Source organism: Roseibium sp. MB-4 (genome assembly GCF_053005265.1).
This window is the reverse complement of sequence record NZ_JBRKQB010000001.1, coordinates 1,388,373-1,409,947: the sequence shown is the minus strand read 5'-3', so window position 1 is coordinate 1,409,947 and position 21,575 is coordinate 1,388,373. Positions and strand designations below refer to the sequence as shown.

The 21,575-nt window shown below is 56.5% G+C and carries 20 protein-coding genes; 4 read left to right on the top strand and 16 right to left on the bottom strand.

Annotated elements, in window-relative coordinates:
- Positions 1-78 precede the first annotated feature (78 nt).
- On the top strand, positions 79-873 hold the full coding sequence (locus tag ACVDG4_RS06515; RefSeq protein WP_133950779.1) for an IclR family transcriptional regulator: 795 nt from the start codon (positions 79-81) through the stop codon (positions 871-873).
- A 50-nt stretch (positions 874-923) separates the two neighbouring features.
- Here the strand turns inward: ACVDG4_RS06515 and ACVDG4_RS06510 are convergent, their stop codons facing one another.
- The 5 genes from ACVDG4_RS06510 to dctP form a co-directional block, all read right to left on the bottom strand.
- Complete coding sequence (locus ACVDG4_RS06510; protein WP_447234427.1) at positions 924-2,447, bottom strand: malonate--CoA ligase; 1,524 nt, start codon at positions 2,445-2,447, stop codon at positions 924-926.
- Positions 2,428-3,705, bottom strand: a complete 1,278-nt coding sequence (locus ACVDG4_RS06505; protein ID WP_447234426.1) for a malonyl-CoA decarboxylase — start codon at positions 3,703-3,705, stop codon at positions 2,428-2,430. The genes ACVDG4_RS06510 and ACVDG4_RS06505 overlap by 20 nt, the downstream gene beginning before the upstream one ends.
- Entirely contained in the window at positions 3,702-5,018 is a 1,317-nt protein-coding gene (locus tag ACVDG4_RS06500) for a TRAP transporter large permease (RefSeq protein ID WP_133950773.1), read from the bottom strand. Before ACVDG4_RS06500 ends, ACVDG4_RS06505 begins: the two co-directional genes overlap by 4 nt.
- On the bottom strand, positions 5,018-5,566 hold the full coding sequence (locus ACVDG4_RS06495) for a TRAP transporter small permease (protein ID WP_447234425.1): 549 nt from the start codon (positions 5,564-5,566) through the stop codon (positions 5,018-5,020). Before ACVDG4_RS06495 ends, ACVDG4_RS06500 begins: the two co-directional genes overlap by 1 nt.
- Positions 5,567-5,634: 68 nt before the next feature.
- Positions 5,635-6,621, bottom strand: coding sequence for a TRAP transporter substrate-binding protein DctP (dctP, locus tag ACVDG4_RS06490; RefSeq protein WP_208326742.1), 987 nt, complete (start codon positions 6,619-6,621; stop codon positions 5,635-5,637).
- A gap of 139 nt (positions 6,622-6,760) precedes the next feature.
- On the opposite strand from dctP, the gene ACVDG4_RS06485 reads away from it, so the two are divergent.
- Both ACVDG4_RS06485 and ACVDG4_RS06480 read left to right on the top strand, forming a co-directional pair.
- Positions 6,761-7,417, top strand: coding sequence for a GntR family transcriptional regulator (locus ACVDG4_RS06485; RefSeq protein WP_420338131.1), 657 nt, complete (start codon positions 6,761-6,763; stop codon positions 7,415-7,417).
- A gap of 199 nt (positions 7,418-7,616) precedes the next feature.
- Positions 7,617-8,603, top strand: coding sequence for a GlxA family transcriptional regulator (locus tag ACVDG4_RS06480; RefSeq protein WP_447234424.1), 987 nt, complete (start codon positions 7,617-7,619; stop codon positions 8,601-8,603).
- 112 nt (positions 8,604-8,715) lie between these two features.
- On the opposite strand, the gene yghU is transcribed toward ACVDG4_RS06480, so the two are convergent.
- The gene (yghU, locus tag ACVDG4_RS06475; protein WP_447234423.1) at positions 8,716-9,591 is read right to left on the bottom strand and encodes a glutathione-dependent disulfide-bond oxidoreductase; all 876 of its coding nucleotides are present in this window, start codon (positions 9,589-9,591) and stop codon (positions 8,716-8,718) included.
- Positions 9,592-9,885: 294 nt separating this feature from the next.
- Between yghU and ACVDG4_RS06470 the strand changes: the two genes are divergently transcribed.
- The gene (locus tag ACVDG4_RS06470; protein WP_447234422.1) at positions 9,886-10,662 is read left to right on the top strand and encodes a DUF3108 domain-containing protein; all 777 of its coding nucleotides are present in this window, start codon (positions 9,886-9,888) and stop codon (positions 10,660-10,662) included.
- A gap of 48 nt (positions 10,663-10,710) precedes the next feature.
- On the opposite strand, the gene ACVDG4_RS06465 is transcribed toward ACVDG4_RS06470, so the two are convergent.
- The 10 genes from ACVDG4_RS06465 to ACVDG4_RS06420 form a co-directional block, all read right to left on the bottom strand.
- Positions 10,711-11,142, bottom strand: coding sequence for a universal stress protein (locus ACVDG4_RS06465; RefSeq protein WP_133950761.1), 432 nt, complete (start codon positions 11,140-11,142; stop codon positions 10,711-10,713).
- The gene (locus ACVDG4_RS06460) at positions 11,139-13,778 is read right to left on the bottom strand and encodes a TRAP transporter permease (RefSeq protein ID WP_133950759.1); all 2,640 of its coding nucleotides are present in this window, start codon (positions 13,776-13,778) and stop codon (positions 11,139-11,141) included. Before ACVDG4_RS06460 ends, ACVDG4_RS06465 begins: the two co-directional genes overlap by 4 nt.
- A gap of 182 nt (positions 13,779-13,960) precedes the next feature.
- Positions 13,961-14,929: a TAXI family TRAP transporter solute-binding subunit gene (locus tag ACVDG4_RS06455; RefSeq protein ID WP_208326741.1), complete on the bottom strand. Its 969-nt coding sequence runs from the start codon at positions 14,927-14,929 to the stop codon at positions 13,961-13,963.
- A gap of 52 nt (positions 14,930-14,981) precedes the next feature.
- Entirely contained in the window at positions 14,982-15,845 is an 864-nt protein-coding gene (locus ACVDG4_RS06450; protein ID WP_447234421.1) for a MurR/RpiR family transcriptional regulator, read from the bottom strand.
- A gap of 181 nt (positions 15,846-16,026) precedes the next feature.
- On the bottom strand, positions 16,027-16,404 hold the full coding sequence (locus ACVDG4_RS06445; protein ID WP_447234420.1) for a hypothetical protein: 378 nt from the start codon (positions 16,402-16,404) through the stop codon (positions 16,027-16,029).
- 75 nt (positions 16,405-16,479) lie between these two features.
- Positions 16,480-16,818, bottom strand: a complete 339-nt coding sequence (locus ACVDG4_RS06440; RefSeq protein WP_055671004.1) for a slr1659 superfamily regulator — start codon at positions 16,816-16,818, stop codon at positions 16,480-16,482.
- Between the two features lie 31 nt (positions 16,819-16,849).
- Positions 16,850-17,395, bottom strand: coding sequence for a slr1658 superfamily regulator (locus ACVDG4_RS06435; protein ID WP_286182966.1), 546 nt, complete (start codon positions 17,393-17,395; stop codon positions 16,850-16,852).
- A 3-nt stretch (positions 17,396-17,398) separates the two neighbouring features.
- Positions 17,399-19,795: a SpoIIE family protein phosphatase gene (locus tag ACVDG4_RS06430; RefSeq protein ID WP_447234419.1), complete on the bottom strand. Its 2,397-nt coding sequence runs from the start codon at positions 19,793-19,795 to the stop codon at positions 17,399-17,401.
- The gene (locus ACVDG4_RS06425; RefSeq protein WP_133950749.1) at positions 19,792-20,970 is read right to left on the bottom strand and encodes a class I SAM-dependent methyltransferase; all 1,179 of its coding nucleotides are present in this window, start codon (positions 20,968-20,970) and stop codon (positions 19,792-19,794) included. The genes ACVDG4_RS06430 and ACVDG4_RS06425 overlap by 4 nt, the downstream gene beginning before the upstream one ends.
- Positions 20,967-21,482, bottom strand: a complete 516-nt coding sequence (locus ACVDG4_RS06420) for a hypothetical protein (RefSeq protein WP_209173349.1) — start codon at positions 21,480-21,482, stop codon at positions 20,967-20,969. Before ACVDG4_RS06420 ends, ACVDG4_RS06425 begins: the two co-directional genes overlap by 4 nt.
- Positions 21,483-21,575 lie beyond the last annotated feature (93 nt).

The following is a 21,575-nucleotide window of genomic DNA, read 5'->3' as shown; positions in this document are numbered from 1 at the left end:
AGTTTTCGGATCTGGGCTATGCAAAGGCCAAGAGGTATTGGATAGATACAAAGTGGGACATCAATAAAGCGACAAAATATGCCCGATCTTAAGGATGACAAACGCTACGCGAATACTCTGGCCCGTGGTCTGAGCGTGCTCAGAGTTTTCCGCCCCACGGACAACGGGCTTGGGAACCTTGAGATATCCGAACGCACAGGCTTGCCGCGTTCGACAGTGTCGCGCTTGACTTTCACCTTGTGCGCTTTGGGCTATCTCACACATGGCCGCCATCACGATAAATACCGCCTCGGTCCATCGGCGCTCGCGCTTGGCAACATTGCGGCGGCTGCCTTCGGGTTTATCGAAACGGCAACGCCGATCATGCAGAAGCTCGCCAACGATACTAAAACCTTGATCGGCGTTGCGATTCAGGACGACGGCGAAATGTTGATGGTGAAAACCTGGCGGCCGGAAAACTCAGCAACGATCTGGCTGAATGTCGGGTACCGGATGCCGGTCCTGAAATCGTCGACGGGAGCCGCCTATCTGGGGGCTCTGACCGATGAGGAGCGGCGTAAACTGGTTGCACTTTTGCCCGGGGATCAGGCGGCAGAGTGCCGGTCCTTGTCCGTCAAATCACAGGACCATCTGCTGGCGAATGGGTACATGTATTTGACTGGTGATGACCGGTTCTCCGCCTCAATCAACGCCTTGGCGACGCCGTACCGCCCGTCAGAATTCAGCGAGCCGGTGACGTTCTTGAGCGGTGCCGCGGCCGATGTCCTCACCGTTGCAAGAATGAAAGAAAGCGTCGGGCCGAAACTTGCCGGCGCCGTCGAGGAGCTGCGCGGGATCACTGGCCAGCATTATTCGCTGCTGCTGCCCGTCTAGCAGCTGCCTCCCGTGCTGGAGCAGGGGAGGCAGTTATTGATTGCTGGGATTTATCCGGCTACCGGCGCAAACAGATCCGCGTAGGTGTCCCGCAGGATGTTCTTTTGCACCTTGCCCATGGTGTTGCGCGGCAGACTGTCAACAACGATGAGCTTCCGTGGGTGCTTGAAGCGGGCAAGACCGTCACTTACGGCTGCCTGAATGGCATCAAGATCGGGATTTGCACCGGGCTCCGAAACAATCAGACCGACGACGGTTTCACCAAAGTCTGCATGCGGGACTCCGATAACAGCGCTTTCCAGAACGCCCGGTTGTTCGTCGAGGATCAGCTCGATTTCCTTCGGATAGATGTTGTAGCCGCCGGAGATGATCAAATCCTTGTTCCGGCCAACGATGTGAACGTAGCCGTCGGAGTCGATCTTGCCGAGGTCGCCGGTGATGAAGAACCCGTCTTCCCGGAGTTCAGCGGCCGTCTTCTCCGGCATTTGCCAATAGCCTTTGAACACGTTTGCTCCGCGTACCTCAATCTGGCCGACCTCACCGTCCGGCAGGGCGGCGCCGCTCTCCGGGTTGGTAATTTTGAGGTCGACGCCTGGCAGGGGAAACCCGACCGTTCCTGCACGCCGCTCGCCGTCATAAGGGTTCGACGTGTTCATGTTGGTTTCGGTCATGCCATAGCGTTCCAGGATCCGGTGCCCGGTGCGCTCTTCAAACCGCACATGGGTTTCAGCCAAGAGCGGCGCGCTTCCGGAGATGAACAGGCGCATGTGGCTGGTCAGGTCTTTGGTGAACCGGTCATCGTCCAGGAGCCGGGTGTAGAACGTCGGAACACCCATCATCGAGGTCGCTTTCGGCAGGTTTGCGATCATGGCGTCCAGGTCGAACTTCGGCAGGAAGATCATGGAACCACCGGCTGCGAGCATCACATTGGTCGCAACGAACAGACCGTGGGTGTGGAAGATCGGCAGGGCGTGCAAGAGCACATCCGTCTCGGAGAACTTCCAAAAGTCCGTTAGCGTTTCAGCGTTCGAAAGAAGGTTCGCCTGGGTCAACATCGCGCCTTTTGACCGTCCAGTCGTGCCGGAGGTATACAAAAAGGCTGCCAGGTCATCGGCGGACCGGTCGACAACATCGAAGGTGGCCGGTTTGGATTTTGCTGTCTCGGTTAGAGATCCGGAGCCGTCGGCATTCAGCGTTGCAAGTCTGGCTCCAAGGCCAGTTGCAATCGGCGTGAGCGCGGCTTCGCTGCGCGCATCGCAGACAACAAGCGCAGCACCGCTGTTCTCAATGAAATAGGTCAGCTCATCGACGGTGTAGGCCGTGTTGAGCGGAAGGAAGATCACACCGGCCTGCGCACAGGCCGCATAGAGCGCAAGTGCCTCGGGCGACTTTTCAATCTGGGCTGCGAGCCGATCGCCCGGCTTCAATCCGAATTCGGTCAGAGCATGGGCAATCTGTGCTGCTTGTCCCAGGAACTCGGCATGGGTGAGGGTGGCCCCGCTTGCCAGATGCAGAAACGGCGTCGTCTTGCCGGCGTGTTTGCCGAACAGCTGATCAAAGAGCGGGTTGGCCATCGGTCGGGCTCCTGTTGAGTGTTTTTTCGGCGGTCGCGCTGAGCGACTTGATATCCGAAGAGGCCGCAATTTCATGGGAGGTGGCGAAGCGCTCGTGGTTTTGCGAGACCTTCGACAGATTGTAAAGGTAGTTGACCATCACGCCGGCGGATTGCTGTTGACCCTTTTCAGAAAGGTCGGCGTCCGCGTGAACTTGATAGACCTGCGCGCCGTTGCCGAGATGGAAGCGGGCCACTGGATCAAGCGGCAATCCGTTCCGGCGCTTGGCTGCGATCAGATAATGGGCTGCGAGCGCCTTTAGCTGTTTTGGATCGTCGGGAAGCGGACCGAAATCGTTTTTTTCAATCCAGTTCCGGAAACCCGGAATTGGCGACAGCGTCACGAAGGTTTTCAGGCTCGGCAATTCCAGGGAAAGATCTGCGGCAACCTGTTTGATCAGAGAATTGCCAAAGGAAATCCCCGCCAGCCCCTTTTGGCAGTTCGAGATGGAATAGAAGACCGCCGTATTCGCGTCTTCTGCCTCAATATGCTCTCGTTCTTCGCTCAACAGCGCTTGGATAGATGAGGGAACACCTTTTGTGAGAGCGACTTCCACAAAGATCAGTGGTTCATCCGGCATGGTGGGGTGGAAGAAGGCGAAGCAGCGCCGGTCGGCGGGCTGCAGGCGCCGTCTCAGATCATCCCAGCTGTCGATGGCGTGCACCGCTTCATATTCAATGATCTTTTCAAGGATATTGGCCGGGCTTTCCCAATTGATCGGTCTGAGCACGAGGAACCCTCTGTTGAACCAGCTGGCAAACAGATGGCCAAAGTCGACGTTGAGCGCCTGAAGGGCGTCGTCCTCCTTGCTGAAGCGCAGGAGATCGGCGCGCATGGCAACCAAGGACCGGGTGGCGTCCGGCACCTGGTTGAGCCGGCGGATCAGTTCCTGCCGGCGTGGTTCGGCTGCACGGACCAAGGTTTCGTAGCTGGTTTTCGTTTGCCCCTTTTCATAGGTCTCAAGTGCCGCGCGAAGGTCTTGAGGTGAGACCGCCATGTCTTCGGCCAAGTGCCGGAAAAAGGACAGTTTTTCGTCTTCCTCCGCAGTTTCATACCGGTCGAGGATGATCCGGGCGATGGTGCTGCCCGAAACCTCGCCCGACGCACCCAAAAGCGCGGAAGTAAGTTCCTCCATGGGCCGGTTGTCGGAGCTTCCGGGAAGAAAGGTCCGGTACCGGCGGTCAAAGATCGAAGACAGCAGATCGGCCAAAAGGGTCATCGTGTTGGTCCCATCACAGCATCCGGCAACCACGTTGCCAGTCCCGGGAAGATGCATAACAGGATGATTGCGACGACCATACATCCCACAAAGGGCAAGGACCCCTTAAGGATGGTCTTCAGCGAGATATCCGGTGCAATGCCATTGATGACGTACAAGTTGAGGCCGACTGGTGGCGATATCAAGCCGATCTCCATGTTGATCGTCAGGACAACGGCAAACCAGATCGGATCAAATCCGGCCGTTGTGATGATCGGCAACAGGATAGGGGCTGCCATCAGGATCACGGCAACCGGTGGCAGGAAGAAGCCGGCAATCAAGAGAAAGATGTTGACGGCGCCCATCAGCACCCAGCGGTTCACATCCAGAGTGCCGATCCATTCGGCAATTGCCTGCGTGATGAACAGTGACGACAGCATGTAGGAAAACACGCCGGCAGCAGCGATGATGAACAAGATCATCACGCTTTCCTTGGTGCTGTCGCGCAGCACAACCCAAAGATCTCCCGGGTTCCAGAGTTTGTAGATCACCATTGCGATTATCAGACACATCAGCGCGCCGACGGCCGCTGTTTCCGAAGGTGTCGCAATGCCGCCATACATGGCGTAGAGCACGCCGACGATGATCGCGAGGAAGGGCAGGACCCGAGGCAGGATTTCAAAACGCTGCTTCCAGGTGTAGCTGCCGGCACTCAGGACAGAGGCATCTCCGGAGCGCCAGGTGGAATAGAGCGACCATGCCATGAAGAGGCCAACCAGCAACAGACCCGGAATGACACCGGCAAGGAACAGGCGTCCAATCGAGGTTTCGGTCGCAATGCCGTACACGATCATCGTGACCGATGGCGGGATCAGGATGCCGAGTGTTCCGCCAGCTGCGATCGACCCGGCCGCAACGCCGTCCGGATAGCCGCGCTTGCGCATTTCCGGAATGCCCATCTTGCCAATTGCCGCACACGTTGCCGGGCTGGACCCGGACATGGCAGCAAACAGCGCGCAGGCGCCAAGGTTGGAGACGACCAACCCGCCGGGAACGCGGGTGAGCCAACGTTCCAACGCTTCATAAAGGTCGGCACCAGCGCGCGTGGACGCGATTGAAGCGCCCATTATAATGAACATCGGGATCGAGAGGAGTGCGAAGTTGTCAAGCTTGCCGAACAGGATTTCTGGCATCAGTTCGAGGGACCGCATGCCGTCGAAGATGATCAGGAACCCGGCTGAGACAATTAGAAGCCCCAGCGCGACCGAGACACCGGAAAACAGGACGAAGATGGTGAAGAAGGCGACCAATGCGCCGAGGAGAAGCGGGTCCATTATGCGTCCTCCAGGCCAAACGGGCGATCAACCCGTGTGATGACGGCGACCAGATCGGCAATCAGCTGCAAAAGAAGCAGGCCGAATCCGACGGGCAAGGAGAGGTACGGTATCCAAAGCCGGACGCCCCACACCGTGTCTGAGCGCCAGCCGCGGTCCCAGGCAAAGTGCCAGTATTCAAAGCCGTAAAACAACATCACTCCAACAATTAGGATCGACAGCGAGAGGGTAATCAGCGCGAGAAAAAACCGAGCCCGAGGCTTCAGCGACAGCGGCACCAGATCCACATTGACGTGGCCGCGCAGCCGCTGGACATACGGCAAGCCGACAAGCGTGGCGGCAATCACCAGATAGATGACCGCTTCGGTCTGCCAGACCGTCGATCCGTTCAAGACAAACCGGACAAAGATCATCTGGCAGGTGATCGCAACGGCGGCGACGATCATGGCTGCCGAGCACCAGCCTGCAACGGTCGAAATGGCCGCGACAGCACGCAAAAAGGGGTTGTTACCGGCACGCGCAACGGCTGCCGAGCTGTGACCCGCCATGGGGAACTCCCGAAAATGAAAAAGGGTAGCGAGAGGCGGGGCGGTGTGACACCGCCCCGGTCAAAGACTTATTGCACTGACAGAGCCATATCCAGGAGCTCCTGGCCGCCCGGGGTTTGCTCGATGAAGGCCTTGTAGGAGGTTTCTTGCGCAAGGGCCCGCCAGGCGTCAAACTCTTCCTGGCTCATCTGCGCGATCTCAACGCCATTTTCTGCAAAGATATCGGCGGAAGCCGCATCCTGCTTCTTGGCTTCCTCCAGATAGAACGCCTCAGCCTTGGCGGCGCCTGCCTGCAGCGCTGCTTTTTGAGCGTCGTTCAGGCCGTCATAGGTAGATTTGTTCATCAAGAGCGGCTGATACATGAACCAAAGAGCGAAGTCGCTGGCCGGTGTGTAGCACTTGACCTGCTCGTAGATCCGATAGCTGACGAAGGATGAGGACGAGGTGTTCGCGGCTGTCAGAACGCCGGTCTGCATCGCGTTGTAGATTTCTGACGACGCCATGGAAGCAATCGACGCGCCGGCACCTGCCAGCATTTGTTCAAATGCCTTACCCGCCGCACGGGTCTGTTGCCCCTTCACATGCTCCGGAGCGGTGATGCATTTGTCTTTGCCGACAAAGCCGCCAGCGAGATAGCCGTGAACCAGAACCATCACGTCATCGCCGGCCATGATCTCTTCGATCTTGCCCATGAACGGGCTTTCGTTGAGACGGGCTGCGTGGTCGTGGTTCTTCACCAGACCTGGCATCAAGGTGAGGTTGTAGGCAGGCTGCTGGCCGCCGGCATAGCTCAGCGGAAACACAGTCATATCGAGCTGGCCGCGGCTGAGCGGCTTGTACTGTTCGCGCGGCTTGAACAGGGACTTTGACGGGAAGATCTTGATTTCAAGATCCACGTCGGCAGCGGCGACTTCGTTGGCGACGATTTCCGCCACCTTGTGGCGCACATCGCTGGTGGACCACTGGTGCGACAGGCGCAGTTCCGTGGCATTGGCTGCAAAAGCAGAACCGAGCAGCGCGGCAGCTGCAACGGCAGATGTCAGTTTCATGGTCATTGTTGTTCCTCCCAAAGAGCGTGTGACGTTTGGTCAAGCTCGGGAGGCATCCTTGCACCGAATGTATTCTCCGTCAAATTTTTTGTATACAAGATGGAAATTATTGCGTGCAGGGAATAGGTGTGTTTATGTCAGCGGCATGGATAGGAAACGTGCAGATCTGATCGCCGACGAATTGGAGGGCCTCATTTTAGAGGGCACTTACAAAGATGGCGCGCGTTTGGATGAAGTCCAGCTCGCCGAGCGGTTTGAAGTCTCACGCACCCCGGTCCGGGAAGCTTTGCAGCGTCTCTCGCAGTCCGGTCTTGTGGAACAGATCCCCCGGCGTGGTGTCTTTGTGCGTCAACCGGGTCCGGTCGAGCTTCTGGAAATGTTCGAAGTGATGGCCGAATTGGAAGCTGTCTGCGCGCGTCTCGCCGCAAGCCGCATCACGGATCAAGCCTTGTCGGACCTTCATGCCGCCAATGCGCGCTGTGATGAGGCGGTCGCTGCCCAGGACACGGATGGTTATTATCTGGAAAACGAACGCTTCCACGCCATTTTGTACCGGCAGTCCGGCAACGGTTTTCTGGAGCAGGAATGCCTCCGGCTTTACCGGCGCCTTCAACCCTTCCGCCGGATGCAGCTCAGGGCAAGAGGGCGCTTGCCGCAATCCATGGCCGAGCACAAAGCTATCGTGACTGCATTGGAAAAAGGGGATGGCGAAGCCGCAGCTGCGGCCATCCGGGGCCACGTCGCGGTTCAGGGCGAAAAATTCCACCATCTCATGGCCAGCCTGAAGCACGCAGCTGAATAGGTCACTTCAAGTCCGCAAGTGACCTGCGCGGCTTCGACCGAGCACGCCTGTTGGACCCCTCAATCTATCGCGGAAACAGTATGGCAGCGTGGGTCACACCGACCTCCTGAAATAAAGTACTTCGGGCGCTCCTTGCTTTGATGTAGATGAGTAATCTGAAGACCGAAATGATTTGGCTTGAGTTGCTAGCATCAATCACATGAACCAGAGAGCTGAAGTCCGAACCAAAGACGCGAAGTTCGAAGAGGGCGAACAGGTCGTTTTTGAGATCTTTGTTCAGCCCGGGTTTTCGGACCTGGAACTTTCGGCGGTTACCACAGTACTGCGCACCGCAAACGATATTCTCAACAATGACGTCTATTCCTGGAAAATCATCTCTGACGAACCAGGTCTGGTAACAAGCAGCTCAGACTTGATTGTCCGTGCGGCTCCCGCCATCAGCGGTCAGTATTTGTGCGATTGTCTGGTTGTCATTTGCGGCCGGACCAGCAATCCGGAAGCATGGCTGGCTCGTCTGCGGGCGATGCAACAATTGCAAAGACGGGTCATTCTCCTTTCGGACGCGTCCCGTCAATATGTGAGGTCGGTCAATAACCTCGATGCGCCAACGACCGCGCACTGGCGTGACGTGTCTCTTTTGCAGGAAGTTGGCTCCTATCCGAAACTGACAGACAGTCTGGTGGAAACACATGGCACTGTCCTGACCTGCGCCGGTCACGGTCATACGCTCGAAGCGATGATCGGCGTCCTGGAAGGTCAATTGGACCGGCGGCAGTGTGCTGAGATCGCCAGTTTGCTTGTGCTGGATCGCGTCCGGGGGTTCTCATCGGAACAGCCCAAAGGCAGCAGTTACAGCTCCAGTTACTTTGAAAAGCGCTTGCAGAATGCCCTGCGGCTCATGGAGGCCAACATCGAACAGCCTCTACGTCTTGCAGACGTCGCTAAGGAAGTCGGCCTGTCAACGCGTCACCTGGAGCGGTTGTTTACAGTCTACTTCAACACGACACCGTCGAAACTCTATAAGAAAATTCGCTTGAAGAAGGCGCATGCGCTCGTCGTGGAGACCCATCTGCAACAGATCGAGATCGCGCTTTCATGCGGGTTTGGCTCCGCGGGATCCTTTTCGCTCGCCTACAAAGCGGAATATGGAGAGACACCGACGCAGCGCCGCAAAAGGATGCGATAGCTTCTATGGTGCTCTGGTTAAGCTGCCGCCGTTTGATCCCGGTTGGTTTTGTTCGGATAAGAAAAAGGCGGCCCGTTTGAGCCGCCTTTTTGCAAATCGCCTCTAAAGCCGTTTATTCAGCGGCGGCCTTGGCAATCTCCAACTGCGCGTCAATGTCGGAGGCATCGTGCCGTTCAGCGAGCTGACCGCTTTCGTCCCCAAAGACCCGGTTGACCATGCGTCCGCGGATTGCTGCCGGACGAGCGTCAATTTTTTCGGCCCAGGCAACGAGGTTCTTGTATTCATGGACGGAGAGGAATTCCGCTGCGCTGTAAAGACGGCCCAACACCAGCCCGCCGTACCACGGCCAGATTGCCATATCAGCGATCGAATAATTTTCGCCCGCAATGAAGGGCCGCTCGGCGAGCGCCTTGTCCAGCACGTCCAACTGCCGCTTGGCCTCCATTGAGAAACGATCGATCGGATACTGGAATTTTTTTGGCGCATAGGCGTAGAAGTGACCGAAACCGCCGCCGAGATAGGGCGCAGAGCCCATCTGCCAGAACAGCCAGTTGAGGGTTTCTGTCCGCTCAGGGCCTTCTGCCGGCAGGAATTCACCAAATTTCTCGGCGAGGTACATTAGGATTGACGCAGATTCGAAGACGCGGGTTTTGGCAGGCGTGCTGTGATCGACCAGGGCCGGGATCTTGGAATTGGGGTTTGCGCCAACAAAGCCGCTTCCGAACTGATCGCCGTCGCCAATCTTGATCAACCAGGCGTCATATTCTGCGCCCTTATGCCCGAGGGCGAGCAGTTCCTCCAGCATCAAGGTGACCTTGACGCCGTTCGGTGTGGCAAGCGAATAGAGCTGCAAAGGATGTTTGCCAACCGGCAATTCCTTTTCATGCGTGGAACCGGAGACCGGCCGGTTGATGCTGGCGAACTGGCCGCCGCTCGGCTGCTCCCAGGTCCAGACTTTCGGCGGGGTGTAAGTGGTCGTATCGCTCATTTGGTCAATGTCTCCAGAACCGGATATTGGTCGATCTCGTCGCGACGAAACGGTGTGACACCTCAAGTCATCGCATTATTACGATCAGATAGGCGCCAGCGGAGGTAATGCAACAGCATCCTTTCCAAATCCGCTTATCTTTGGAACGTTGTGCAACGTTCTTTGAACGATCAGGTGTATCGCGGAGCGCTGGCAACATGAATGTCAGATGAACCAACTCTCCGTACTGGCGCCCAAATCATCGGGCAATCTCTTTTTCAGATATGACGAGGAGCCGGAACGAAGGGGAGCCCGATGCACCTGAAATCACTTGCCGCAGCACTTTGCTTTGTTGCCATGCCGGTCGAGGCGAGCAGCCTTTATGTGAAATACGACATCTCGCTGACGGGTTTGAAGATCGGCGAGGGCGCGCTTTCCGTCGATCTTCAGGACCAATCCTACAAGATCCACGGGCAGGGCAAGATGGCAGCCTTCGGCAATTTTGTGTCTGATGGCTCCGGCAATGTGCTCGCAACGGGTTCTGTATCGCCACAAGGGCTGAGTCCCGCTTCGTTTTCGATGCAGGCCGAAGAAGATGGCAAACCGAATACTGTTTCACTCTCGATGGCGAATGGCGCTGTCACGGGAACAAAGATCCACCCAGCCCAGGACCGGATGAACGAGCGGATCAAGGTGACCGATGCACACAAGCGCGGCGTCATTGACCCTCTGACTGCGGTTTTGTTGCCAGCACCGAAGGGCCTGCACCCGGACAGCTGCAAGCGTACTATCCCGATTTATGACGGCCGTGACCGCTACGACCTCGTGCTCGACTACAAGACGAAGTATCAAAAACGCGGTGGCCGGAAGGGCTATTCCGGTGGTGTCCTCACGTGCTCTGCGCGGTATAAGGCGATTGCTGGTCACCGGCCGAACCGGAGGACCATCCAGCAATTGGAAGCCAATACCTCAATGGAGATCCACTTGGCCGAGGTGCCCGGGAAACCGTATCTTCTGCTTTACAGAGCCAGCCTTATGACACCCGTTGGGCCGCTCAATATCCAGAATGTCCGTTTCAAGAAGTTGAACTAAAAAAGGGCCGGAAAATTCCGGCCCTTTGTTTGTGTCTGTACTGTCAGATCAGACCCTGACGACGTAAACCGAACACTTGGAATGCCGGACGACGCGGGCTGCGTTCGGGCCGAGCAGGAACTCACGCAGCTGTGGTTTATGGGCGCCAATCACGATCAGATCCGTGTTGGTCCGTTTGGCCAGCTCCAGGATCTCTTCGTAGATGGAGCCCGTCGCCACAACGTGACGGATCTCCTTGTTGCGCTCTTCGCCCAAGACACTGCCGACAATGTCGGTGAGCTTTTCCTGTGTCTCGTTGACGATCTGATCCTGGAAGTTCTCATCGAAATAAGAGCTCACAAGTGTCACGCCAAAATTCGGCACCACGGTGATCACGTCGAGCTGCGCATTGTCGAGCCGGGCGAGCTTATCGGCCGTTTGAAGGACCTCACGGTCTTCCGGATGCGTGATGTCAACGGCGCAAAGGATGGTCTTGTTCATGCCGGAACTCCTTCCATTTCCTTGCGCTCGACACGGGCCCGCGGGCGTTGGAGCAGATAGATCAGGCCAAGCAGCAGAAGGCCCGGGATGTAGATCAGCTCCTTCGGCATTTGCTCAAGAGACACTTGGGCTTTTGCGATCTGGACCGGGTCATCTCCGTAGAAATCGAAGTTGCCGAGTGTTTCGAAGAACGGTGTGCCCGGGAAGGGTTCATCCATTTTCATCACGCCGTCTTCATCAAAGACGGTCAGACCAACAGCGGACAGGCGGGCTTCTGCATCCGGCTCGTCACCGACGGTCAGGATGAAGGTCGTTTCCGCCTGTGATCCTGTATCGAAGTCGGGGCCGTTCACGGTGATGCGGATTTCATCGCCCGGGTTAGCCTTGCCGACGGCCTCAACGAAACTGGTCGGTTGAACAATTTCGAACGGAGGCTGGATCCGGTTCATGAAGAAGTCCGGACGGAACAGGATGAAAGCAACAAGCACCAGAGCGATGCTCTCATAGATGCGCGAACGGGTGACGAAATAGCCCATGGTTCCGGCCGTGAAGGCCAAAATGGCTATCGTTGCCATTATGAAGACCAGAATACCCTGTCCCCAGCCAACGTCGATCAGAAGCAGATCTGTGTTGAAGATGAAGACGAACGGCAGGGCGACGGTTCTGAGCGAATAGAAGAACGCTGTAAAGCCGGTCTTGATCGCATCACCGCCCGACACCGCGGCCGCGGCGAAGGAGGCAAGACCCACCGGGGGCGTCACATCCGCCATGATGCCGAAGTAGAAGACGAACAGGTGAACCGCAATGAGCGGCACGATCAGGCCGGATTGGGCGCCGAGTTCAACGACAACACCGGCCATCAGCGAGGACACCACGATGTAGTTCGCCGTGGTCGGAAGTCCCATGCCGAGGACCAGCGAGAGAAGTCCGACAAAGGCCAGCATCAGAACAAGATTGCCGCCAGAGACCAGTTCCACTAGGTCGGCCATCACCTGGCCGATCCCGGTCAAAGTCACGGTGCCGACGATGATGCCGGCGGTGGCTGTTGCCAAACCGATGCCGATCATGTTGCGGGCCCCATCGATCATGCCCTTGGCGAGGTCAACAACGCCTTCCTTGAACTCCTCGACCATCTTGTTTTCGCCGCGGAAGATCGCCTTGATCGGCCGCTGGGTCAAAAGGATGACGAAGAGAAGGGTGGTTGCCCAGAACGCGGAGAGGCCCGGAGACTTCTGCTCAATCATCAGGAAGTAGACAAGCACAACGATCGGCAGGAGGTAGTAAAGGCCGGACTTGTAGATGTCGGCGATCTCCGGAAGGACGATGTCCTTGGCATTCGGATCGTCCGGGTGCAGGTCGTCAACGCTTGCGGCAAGCTTCAGAAGCACGAGGTACGCAACGAAAACCAGAACCGCGAGGATCCAGCTGGCGCCATCCGGCACCAGTGCCGTAATCCAGCCGATCGGGAACTTGATGCCGTAGCAAAGCGCAGCAAAGCCTGCGAAGAAGAAGAACATGCCCAGGACGGTACGCAAGGTGGACACGGTCTTGTGGCCGATGGTCGGCATGTTCCGCTTCACCGCTTCCAGGTGCACGATGTAGACCAATGCGATGTAGGAAATGACCGCCGGCAGGAAGGCGTGGGTGATCACCTCGACATAGGAAATGCCGACATATTCCACCATCAGGAAGGCGGCAGCGCCCATGACAGGAGGCATGATCTGTCCGTTCACGGACGACGCAACTTCAACGGAACCGGCCTGTTCATTGGTAAAGCCAACCCGCTTCATCAGCGGAATGGTGAAAGTACCGGTGGTCACAACGTTCGCAATGGACGAACCGGAGATGAGGCCCGTTGCGGCTGACCCCACAACGGCTGCCTTGGCCGGGCCGCCTTTCAGGTGGCCGAGCGCTGCAAAGGCCATCTTGATGAAGTAGTTGCCCGCGCCCGCTTTATCGAGCAAGGCGCCAAATAGAACAAACAGGAATACGAACTTGGTGGAGACGCCAAGGGCAATCCCGAAGACACCCTCCGACGTGATCCACATATGGCTCATCGCCTTTTGCAGCGATGCGCCTTTCCAGCGCATGACTTCAGGGACCCATTGGGAGGAACCGAAAAAGACATAAAGCAGGAAGACGGTGGCGACGATGGCCATCGCAGGACCCAGGGTCCGGCGTGCAGCTTCAAACAGGATCAAGATGCCTGCGAGCGCAAACCATTTGTCGATGTCGTCGGCGAGGCCGCCGTTGTTGACGATTTTCTCATAGAAGAAGAGGCCGTAGAGCGCGAGAAACGCACCGGACAGGGCCAGGATCCAATCCTGGATCGGGATGTGATGGCGTGGGCTGCTTTTCAAAGCCGGGTAGGCCATGAAGGCGAGGAAGATGGCAAAGGCAAGGTGGACCTGGCGGCTGTTGTTGATCAGGTCGCTGGGCAGAACATAGTTGGCGAGTGGAGACGCAAGAAGAACCTGGAAAGCGGACCATGCCAATGCGACAGCTGCCAAAAAGAGCCCAATCGGGCCGGCAGGGTTCCGCGAACCAGAATCGGACGCTGCGACCAGTTCCTGAAGCTCTTCCTCAGACAGGCCACTCGACCCGGCCTTCTTGTTCGCCTGATACTCTTCAGACATCAAATGTTCCCCCGTTTGTCCGGCCCCCAATTTGCCGGTCCGATAATTCCCAAGATCCTATGAGCGAAGCTGCTCAGGACAAAGACATGTTTTGAAAACAGCACGCGATCTTCTGTGTGGGATGGCTGTGCTGACAAAAGGCCCGGAAGCTTGCTCCCGGGCCCATGTTTCAGAAGGTCGGATTAGTTGATCCAGCCTTTTTCTTTGTAGTACTTCGCAGCACCTGGATGCAGCGGAGCGGACAGGCCGTCCTGAGCCATTTCTTCCGGCTTCAGGTTGGCGAATGCCGGATGCAGTTTCTTGAAGGCGTCGAAGTTTTCGAAGACCGACTTGACCAGGGTGTAAACGGTGTCTTCAGACACGTTGGAAGAGGTCACGAAAGTTGCGCCTACACCGAAGGTGCCGGTGTCAGCATCGTTGCCGCGGTACATGCCGCCCGGGATGGTGGCGGTGCGGTAGTAGCTGTTGTCAGCAACCAGCTTGTCGACAGCGTCGCCGCCAACGGTCACGAGTACGGAGTCACACGCTGTGGTGGCTTCCTGGATGGAACCGGACGGGTGACCAACGGTGTAGACCATTGCATCGATCTGGTTGTCACACAGAGCTGCGGACTGCTCGGCAGCTTTCAGCTCGGTTGCGAGCGCAAAATCGTCCGCAGTCCAGCCTTTGGCTTCCATAAGGACTTCCATGGTGCCGCGCTGACCGGAACCCGGGTTGCCGATGTTGACGCGCTTGCCTTTCAGGTCATCAAAAGTTTTGATGCCGGAATCTGCGCGAGCCACAACAGTGAACGGCTCCGGGTGTACGGAGAATACAGCGCGCAGCTCTTCAAACGGACCTTTGTCTTCGAACTTGGATGTGCCGTTGTAGGCATGGAACTGCCAGTCAGACTGGGCAACACCAAACTCCAGCTCGCCTTCACGGATGGTGTTGATGTTGTACACAGAACCACCAGTGGATTCGACCGAGCAGCGGATGCCGTGGTCTTTGCGATCCCGGTTCACCAGGCGGCAGATTGCGCCACCGGTCGGGTAATAAACACCTGTGACACCGCCGGTGCCGATGGTGATGAATTCTTCCGCGGCAGCTGCGCCGGTGAAGGCGATGCTGGTCGCAAGAACAGCACCTGCAAGGTTCAGTTTCATCATCATTTGACTAGGCTTCCCTCTATTTCAGTTTTTGTTCCAGAGCGGTCCAGCCACCCTAGACATTTTCAAGTTCATCGAGCAAGCGATTGTGCCTGTCGACATTTTGGATCCGGGCTTCCGCCTCGGAACCGGCTCGCGCGACCAGCATGCCCGTAATGGTCTCAATGAGAACGAGCGTGGCCGCGTAAGATGAGAAAAAGTGTGGACTTTCAGTGCGCTGAATGAAGTGATGGTCTGCGAATTGCAACCCTGGAAACGCATGACTGTCGGTCAGGACGATCACTTTCGCACCGTTTTCTGCTGCTAGTTCCGCCGCCCGGACCGAGCGGTGGGCATATGGGTGTTTAGACACGATTACGATGCAATCGTCCTTGGTCAGACTTGCAAGTGCACCGCCCAGGGACGCGCCATTGCGCCCTGCCACGATCCAGCGGTCGTTGAACCAGTTGGCGAGGTACGCGAAGTAATCGGCAAAGCCGGCTGATGCGAGCGCGCCGACAACAACGGTTCTGCGCGCTTTTGACAGGCAGTCGACAACCTGTTCCAACCGAACCGGATCAATGTCGTCGACGAGCGCCTTGATGTTGTCAACACAGGCCGCCGCCTGACGGGGCAACAAGGGCTGATCCGCCTCGTTTCGAAGCTGACGGGCCTTGTCCTGAAAACTGCTGCCGCGCTGGCTCAGTTCCATCCGCGCCTGTTCGCGCAAGGATTCGTAGTCGGTGAAACCGATGGCCCGTGCGAGCCGGGTATAGCTGGCAGGGGAGACACCGCTTGCGGCGGCGATCGCCCGCAGGCTGCGCGTTGCGATTTCAAGTTGGTTGTCTGCAAGGTAATCCGCGGCCGTCCGCAAGGTCTCGCTGAGATCAGCGTAATTTGCTGTGATGGCAGCTCGGATTTGTGGTCGCGCAGATGTCATGCGCGCACTGTTTCATTTGTTTTTTTGATTGTCAATTTCTGAAACAATTGTTTCGTCGTATTCGAAATTTTGCATAGGAGATTAGTCGGGTCACGTTGGGTGACAAAGCGTGCTTCGGGACCGGCAAAAGGGTGTTGAAACATAGGAAATGTAAAGGGGAATCGCAGAGTGCAGGTGCCGGCTACTCGACGATGGTCTCGCAGTACGCCTTCACCTTCTCAAGCGGCATGGAAGTGCTCTGGACTTCCATCCGGAGGATTTTGCCGTCAGCCCGCGTCAGGATCGCCAGATTGCATTCGTCTTTCAGCGGCTTCGGGTTCTTCTTTTCCGTATAGGTCCGCTCGTTGATGGACGACCAATAATAAACGAGCTCCTTGGGGTCTCCGCCCGGGTAGTTGATCGGATCGGCTCCTTTCGGGATTGCATCATAGGCAATCACGTCGGATGGCAGGCCGTATTTGAGGAAGAAGTCTGCCGACGGTTTGCCGACATAAGTGCTTTTGAATTCGGGATTGGTCGAGGTCTGGCATGCGGAAAGCCCCAGGCACAAAAGTGCCATGAGGGCTTTTCCTTTTGCGGGAATGTGGCGTCCGCTGATCATGTCCGATTTCCCGGCCGCTGCGATGTGCAGCCGTCAGTTGATTTGCAACTCGAGAGACTTGTGCAGACGCTGAAGGTTACGCAGGGACTTGGACTGCCATGGAATGGCTTTGGAGCCGAGAACACGCACGCCGATTTCCGGTTGCTTGCGGATCTCGATGGTGAATTTTGCCAGGAGGTTGATGCCGGAACTGTTGAGGAATTCCAGACCGGTCAGGTCAAGTACGATTTCTTCCGGTTTGGAATCGAGCACATTGTTCATGAGTTCCAGGATTGGCGCATACGCCTCCGTACCAGACAGACGCATCGTGCCTTCATAATGGATCTTCGACCCTTCTGCCCAGACACGGTAGTCGTTGGTGCTGATTTCCATTCTAATCGTTCCCTCGGAATTATGTATGCGCTCAGGAGAATGTCAGCGCAGCTACAGTTTTCAAGTTGACCGAACCATTACTGGCATCCGGTGTGAAGCGCCAGCCGAGTTTTGCATCATAATCGCTCATTAGCGTCAAAAGCCCAAGTCCGGACCCGGAGGAGTCCAGATCGGTCGCGTTGGCTTCAATGCGTTCCAGCAGAAGTTCGCCTGGGTCTCGTGCCAGGATTTCCGTCAAGAGCTCCTGAAACTTCTCCGCCGTGGCCGGATCAATCACATTGGAAATCTCGGATTCGAAATGATTTCCGTCCAGTGAGCAGCTGATCTCGATGTTGCCATCGTGGCGGAACTTCACTGCATTCTCCAATATTTCGTTCAGCAAGTAGCCGATGCTGTGCCGGGCGTCGACCTGATCGACCCCCTTTGCACAGCATTTTGCAAAATAATCGCCAAGAAAATCGGAGGTTGTTCCGCAGTGTTGCCAGCTCAGCTCCAGCGGTTCTGCGGCGAGGGTGATGTGGAGCGTGGTTGCTGACGGCCCATTCGTCAGCTCGGCGTGTCCGAATGTCACTGTCATAGCCTACCTGTGCTTCATCACCACAAGGGTAATGTCATCAAACATTTTTTGTGTGTCAATGTGTGCTTTAACTTCTGCCAGTATCGCCTCAATAATGGCTTTGGCTGGTTTGCCGGCATTGGCTTTGGCACAGGTGCACATCCTGTCGAAGCCGTAAAGAACGCCGTCAGGGTTTTCCGCCTCTGTCACACCGTCCGTGTGAAGAAGAAGAACATCATCCGGACCGAAATTCAGGACTTCAGTTTGCACAAATGGTGCAATGTCCGCTTCCAGGCCAACCGGGAAACCAAGTTCGACCGTATCGATCCGTTCGACATCGCCATTCGCCCGGATAATCAGCACTTCCTCATGCTGTCCGGAGAGCGTGACCTTGCCATCCTCGTAATCAACGAAGGCGAGGGTCATGTGCTTGTCGGAGTTGGTCCGCGCGATGTTCTTGTAAAGCGCCCGGTTGAGCACTTCGAGAAAAGCAATTGGGTCGTTGTCGCCCTTTTCCTGCAAGGCCCGGGCAACTGACTGCACCATGAGCATCAGAACGCCACTTTCCAGCCCGTGTCCGGTTACGTCACCGATGCCGACTTTCACCCGGCCGCCGTCATGGAGAACGTCATAGTAATCGCCGCCGACTTCATCCGCCGGCTCCATGTAGGCAGCGATTTCAATCTGGGCGATGCCTTCCAGTTCACTGCGCCGCGGCAGCACCATCTCCTGGATGCGTTTCGCCACATCGAGTTCAGCGCCAAGACGCAGGTTTTCGTTCTGGAGACGCTTGTTGAGCGCGACGATTTCCTTGTTGGCGGTTTCCAGTTTGCCGGTGCGCTCTTCGACCAGTTTTTCGAGGTTTTCTGTATGATAGCTGATTTCCTCAGCCATCCGGTTGAAGGCCGTGCCCACGGCACCAACCTCATCCTTGCTCGGGATTTTTACCCGGACGGAATAGTCCTTGTTTTGAAGGGCGCGGGCCGCGTCAGCAAGGGCGCTTAGGCCAGCGGTAATCCGGCCAGAAATCGCATAAACGGCGATGAAAACGATCACCAAGCTGATCAGCAGGGCTGCGATCTGCCATTGAACGATGCTGCGGGTGGCGTCGGAGATCTCCTCTTGCACCTCGCCAAGCGTTTCGTACATCTCCCCTTCAGAAACGAGGAAGCCGAGTGTCAGGCTCTCTGAGACAATTGTGGAGCCGTTCCAGAGGTTCACAGGATCCAGTCGTTTCAAAACAACGATAAAGTTTTCCGGACCATTGCCTTCATCAATTTCGAGGGTTTTGATCACCGTGTTGGCGTCTTCCGGCAACAGAAGGTTTGAGATCGCGGGATACCGACTCTGATTCAAAAAGCGGTTGATCCCGGTTACGCCCTGACCCGTTGCATCGACTGAGATGAGGCCGAGTTTTTCTGCGCCAACTTCACTCACGGCAATAACATTGCCGGCGGAGCTGGTCAGGAAGCCAAAGCCCGTGTCAGCAATCTGCACGTTCTCAACCAATTCGCCGAACTGGTCGAGCGTTACATCAACAGCCGCCATCCCGGCGACGTCAGACCGGTCCTGGGTCCACAGCGGTTCGAAGAAGCTGACAATCAGAGCGCCGGTGATCGCGTCGATGTAAGGCTCTGTTGCAACAATGTTTCGGTCGACCGGACGGGAAGAGGGGTCGCTGATCCAGTTCTGCCAGCCCTCATAAACGCCGGGAAAGAAGAAATCCCAAAAGTTCTCTTCGTTGTGGCCTGGATACAGCCGATCAAAGGTTTGCGCCTGAGTGGTATAGGGCGTCGTCCGCATGATCGGTGTGTCTTTGGGGCCGACATAGTACATCTGCAGTTTCTGCGAACCCGATGACATTAGGGCAGGGGCCACCAGGTTGAAGGCGGCGCTGTCAATGACTTCCTCTCTGGCGCTGGGCAGGAGGTTGCCGTCATCATCAAGCAAATAGCCCCAGATGCTGACAACAGACGGACCAGCAAGGTTCTGAGCCCAACCGCCTTGCGGATCAAAGGTAATGTCCTGATCGCCCAGTTCCGGGTCACTTTCCACCGCTTCGCCGATCCGGATTTCCGTCTCCGGATGGTCGATCAAGGCCTGGAGCGAGCTGCCGAGGGTCTCAACTTCGGAGTATGTCTGATCGAGTAGGAGGTTCGTGCGAAGCGCTGTCGTGTCGATATAGGTGTTGAGGTATTCCTGCGTAGCTTCGGTCAAACCCTGACTAACAGTCGCGGTCGCATCTCTGGAAAGCCGTTGTACGTTCCAGATGGCAACACCGCCTGCAAGCATGATGTCGAACAACACGGCCGCCCCGACCACAAGCAGGAACTTGGCGCGAAAACTGTGCCGGGAAAAACGGCCGATCTCTTCATCCTGATCGGCCTTGTCCGCGGTCGCGGGAGACTGGGTCTGTGTCATAGAGGCTTCCGTCCAGAGGCAACCCAGATTGGCCAACCAGCGTAGCCTTTGGGGTGCAGGGCAGCGAAAATGTGATCCTGGAAACCTTGCCGGAAACGGGCAATCTGTTCCGGACTGTCACCACGTTCGACGGCCATTTGGCCGGCATAAACGTTTTCCCAGGATTGGATGATGTCTGCGAAGTCTTGTGGATTGCCGTCAAGGTTGGTGACCATGAAGCTTTCCATTTTGATGTCTTCAAACCCGCCGTCGATCAGATAGCGCCGGCTCTTGGGGCCGAGCTCGATATCCATATCGAAATGGTCCCAAAGCTTGGCGACCTCGTTGTAGGTCCACTGAATGGTTTCAGAGCGCGGTTCGCCAAGGCAGTGCGAGTTTTTCTCGTTTGTGATGTACACCCGGCCGCCCGGTTTGCAGATCCGGTAGAGTTCTTTCAGGATCTCTTCCGGATGATCAAAAACCTGAAGCGCATGACGGCAAGTGACGAAATCGAACTGGTTGCTTTCCAGAAGCATCTCTGAGGCATCGCCATAAACATACTCAATGCCCTTTACGCCAAATTCGGCGGCAACTTTCCGCGCATAATCAAGGCTTGATTTTGAGTGATCAAGCGCAACGAGACGACCAAGTTCGTATTCCTTTTGCGCCAGAACAGCGAAATCACCAATTCCGCAACAGATGTCCGCCATCTGCATGCCAGGCTTCAGCCCATGACGGCCGAGGATTTCGCGCTCGTGGTGCCAGGTCAGCTTGGTTTGGGTCCGCAGGATCGGAATGAAACCACCCTCTTCCAGGAAGGTCTGCCCAGGATAAAAGTCGCTGTCGTACTCACTGACCGTAATGTTCTGGTTTGCACTTTCCAAAGCCTGGAATTTGCGTGTTGACCATCCAACACAGCTCGACGTTGTCACCTGGATATTCAGGTCCGGACGGTTAACGCAAGTGTCGACCAGGTGCCGGGCAATCGCCTGAAACGCAACGTTGTTCATCCGCACGAGGCGGCGGACGTTCAGATAGAGCCGGCCTTTGACGGTGGACGTTGCAGAATCGAGGGCCTCCATGCAGCCATTGAGCTCATCGGCGGATTGCGGCCGCAAGCTGCCTTGCAGAGAGAATTCCTGATCGTTTTCATTGAAACGCCAATCGAATGCGTGGCCAGTCGCTTGGGAAGTCACGATGCATTATCCTCGAAAACAAGATCGGCCGTCAGGCAAATACGGTTGTTTGATTGGTCACGGGTCAGGTTGAACTCCGCCCCGTAATCGACGCTCAGCTCCAAAAGACCGAGGGATCTATCCGGGTTCTCTGCTGAGAAAAGGCGATCCAGATAGATGGCGTCCTTGTCTGGACGCTTGGTCAAGGCGACCGCGTCATCGTAAAAGCGCGCGATGTCTTCGCTGCCGGGCATATCGATCTCGATGCGGTCCGAATTCTCACGGCGTTTGAACCGGCACACGACCTTGCCGTCGTTTCCATGTCTGTGGAACGCTGTTTCCATCAGCTCATTGAGCGCGGATGAATAAAGATTGGCAAACAGCATGGAATCGAGACGGTTGTGACAAACCATTCGGGAGACGTAGCTCGAAACAAGATCGCAGTTGGCCCAGTTTGAAGAAAAATCGCGAACATCCAGATCGATCTCGATCATCGGCGTTTCGCCCGCTCCGCTGGCGTTCGAATATGACACGTCGCCCAAACTCCATTATTGACGCCGAAATTTGCGCTCAGTTTTAGTTTCCGAACACAGATGACTGCGGCTCCCTATCACCGCGGCAGGAAG

Coding starts and splice junctions, on each gene's coding strand:
- ACVDG4_RS06515 (WP_133950779.1), top strand. CDS start 79: ATGCCCGATCTTAAGGATGACAAACGCTACGCGAATACTCTGGCCCGT.
- ACVDG4_RS06510 (WP_447234427.1), bottom strand. CDS start 2,447: ATGGCCAACCCGCTCTTTGATCAGCTGTTCGGCAAACACGCCGGCAAG.
- ACVDG4_RS06505 (WP_447234426.1), bottom strand. CDS start 3,705: ATGACCCTTTTGGCCGATCTGCTGTCTTCGATCTTTGACCGCCGGTAC.
- ACVDG4_RS06500 (WP_133950773.1), bottom strand. CDS start 5,018: ATGGACCCGCTTCTCCTCGGCGCATTGGTCGCCTTCTTCACCATCTTC.
- ACVDG4_RS06495 (WP_447234425.1), bottom strand. CDS start 5,566: ATGGCGGGTCACAGCTCGGCAGCCGTTGCGCGTGCCGGTAACAACCCC.
- dctP (WP_208326742.1), bottom strand. CDS start 6,621: ATGACCATGAAACTGACATCTGCCGTTGCAGCTGCCGCGCTGCTCGGT.
- ACVDG4_RS06485 (WP_420338131.1), top strand. CDS start 6,761: ATGGATAGGAAACGTGCAGATCTGATCGCCGACGAATTGGAGGGCCTC.
- ACVDG4_RS06480 (WP_447234424.1), top strand. CDS start 7,617: ATGAACCAGAGAGCTGAAGTCCGAACCAAAGACGCGAAGTTCGAAGAG.
- yghU (WP_447234423.1), bottom strand. CDS start 9,591: ATGAGCGATACGACCACTTACACCCCGCCGAAAGTCTGGACCTGGGAG.
- ACVDG4_RS06470 (WP_447234422.1), top strand. CDS start 9,886: ATGCACCTGAAATCACTTGCCGCAGCACTTTGCTTTGTTGCCATGCCG.
- ACVDG4_RS06465 (WP_133950761.1), bottom strand. CDS start 11,142: ATGAACAAGACCATCCTTTGCGCCGTTGACATCACGCATCCGGAAGAC.
- ACVDG4_RS06460 (WP_133950759.1), bottom strand. CDS start 13,778: ATGTCTGAAGAGTATCAGGCGAACAAGAAGGCCGGGTCGAGTGGCCTG.
- ACVDG4_RS06455 (WP_208326741.1), bottom strand. CDS start 14,929: ATGATGATGAAACTGAACCTTGCAGGTGCTGTTCTTGCGACCAGCATC.
- ACVDG4_RS06450 (WP_447234421.1), bottom strand. CDS start 15,845: ATGACATCTGCGCGACCACAAATCCGAGCTGCCATCACAGCAAATTAC.
- ACVDG4_RS06445 (WP_447234420.1), bottom strand. CDS start 16,404: ATGGCACTTTTGTGCCTGGGGCTTTCCGCATGCCAGACCTCGACCAAT.
- ACVDG4_RS06440 (WP_055671004.1), bottom strand. CDS start 16,818: ATGGAAATCAGCACCAACGACTACCGTGTCTGGGCAGAAGGGTCGAAG.
- ACVDG4_RS06435 (WP_286182966.1), bottom strand. CDS start 17,395: ATGACAGTGACATTCGGACACGCCGAGCTGACGAATGGGCCGTCAGCA.
- ACVDG4_RS06430 (WP_447234419.1), bottom strand. CDS start 19,795: ATGACACAGACCCAGTCTCCCGCGACCGCGGACAAGGCCGATCAGGAT.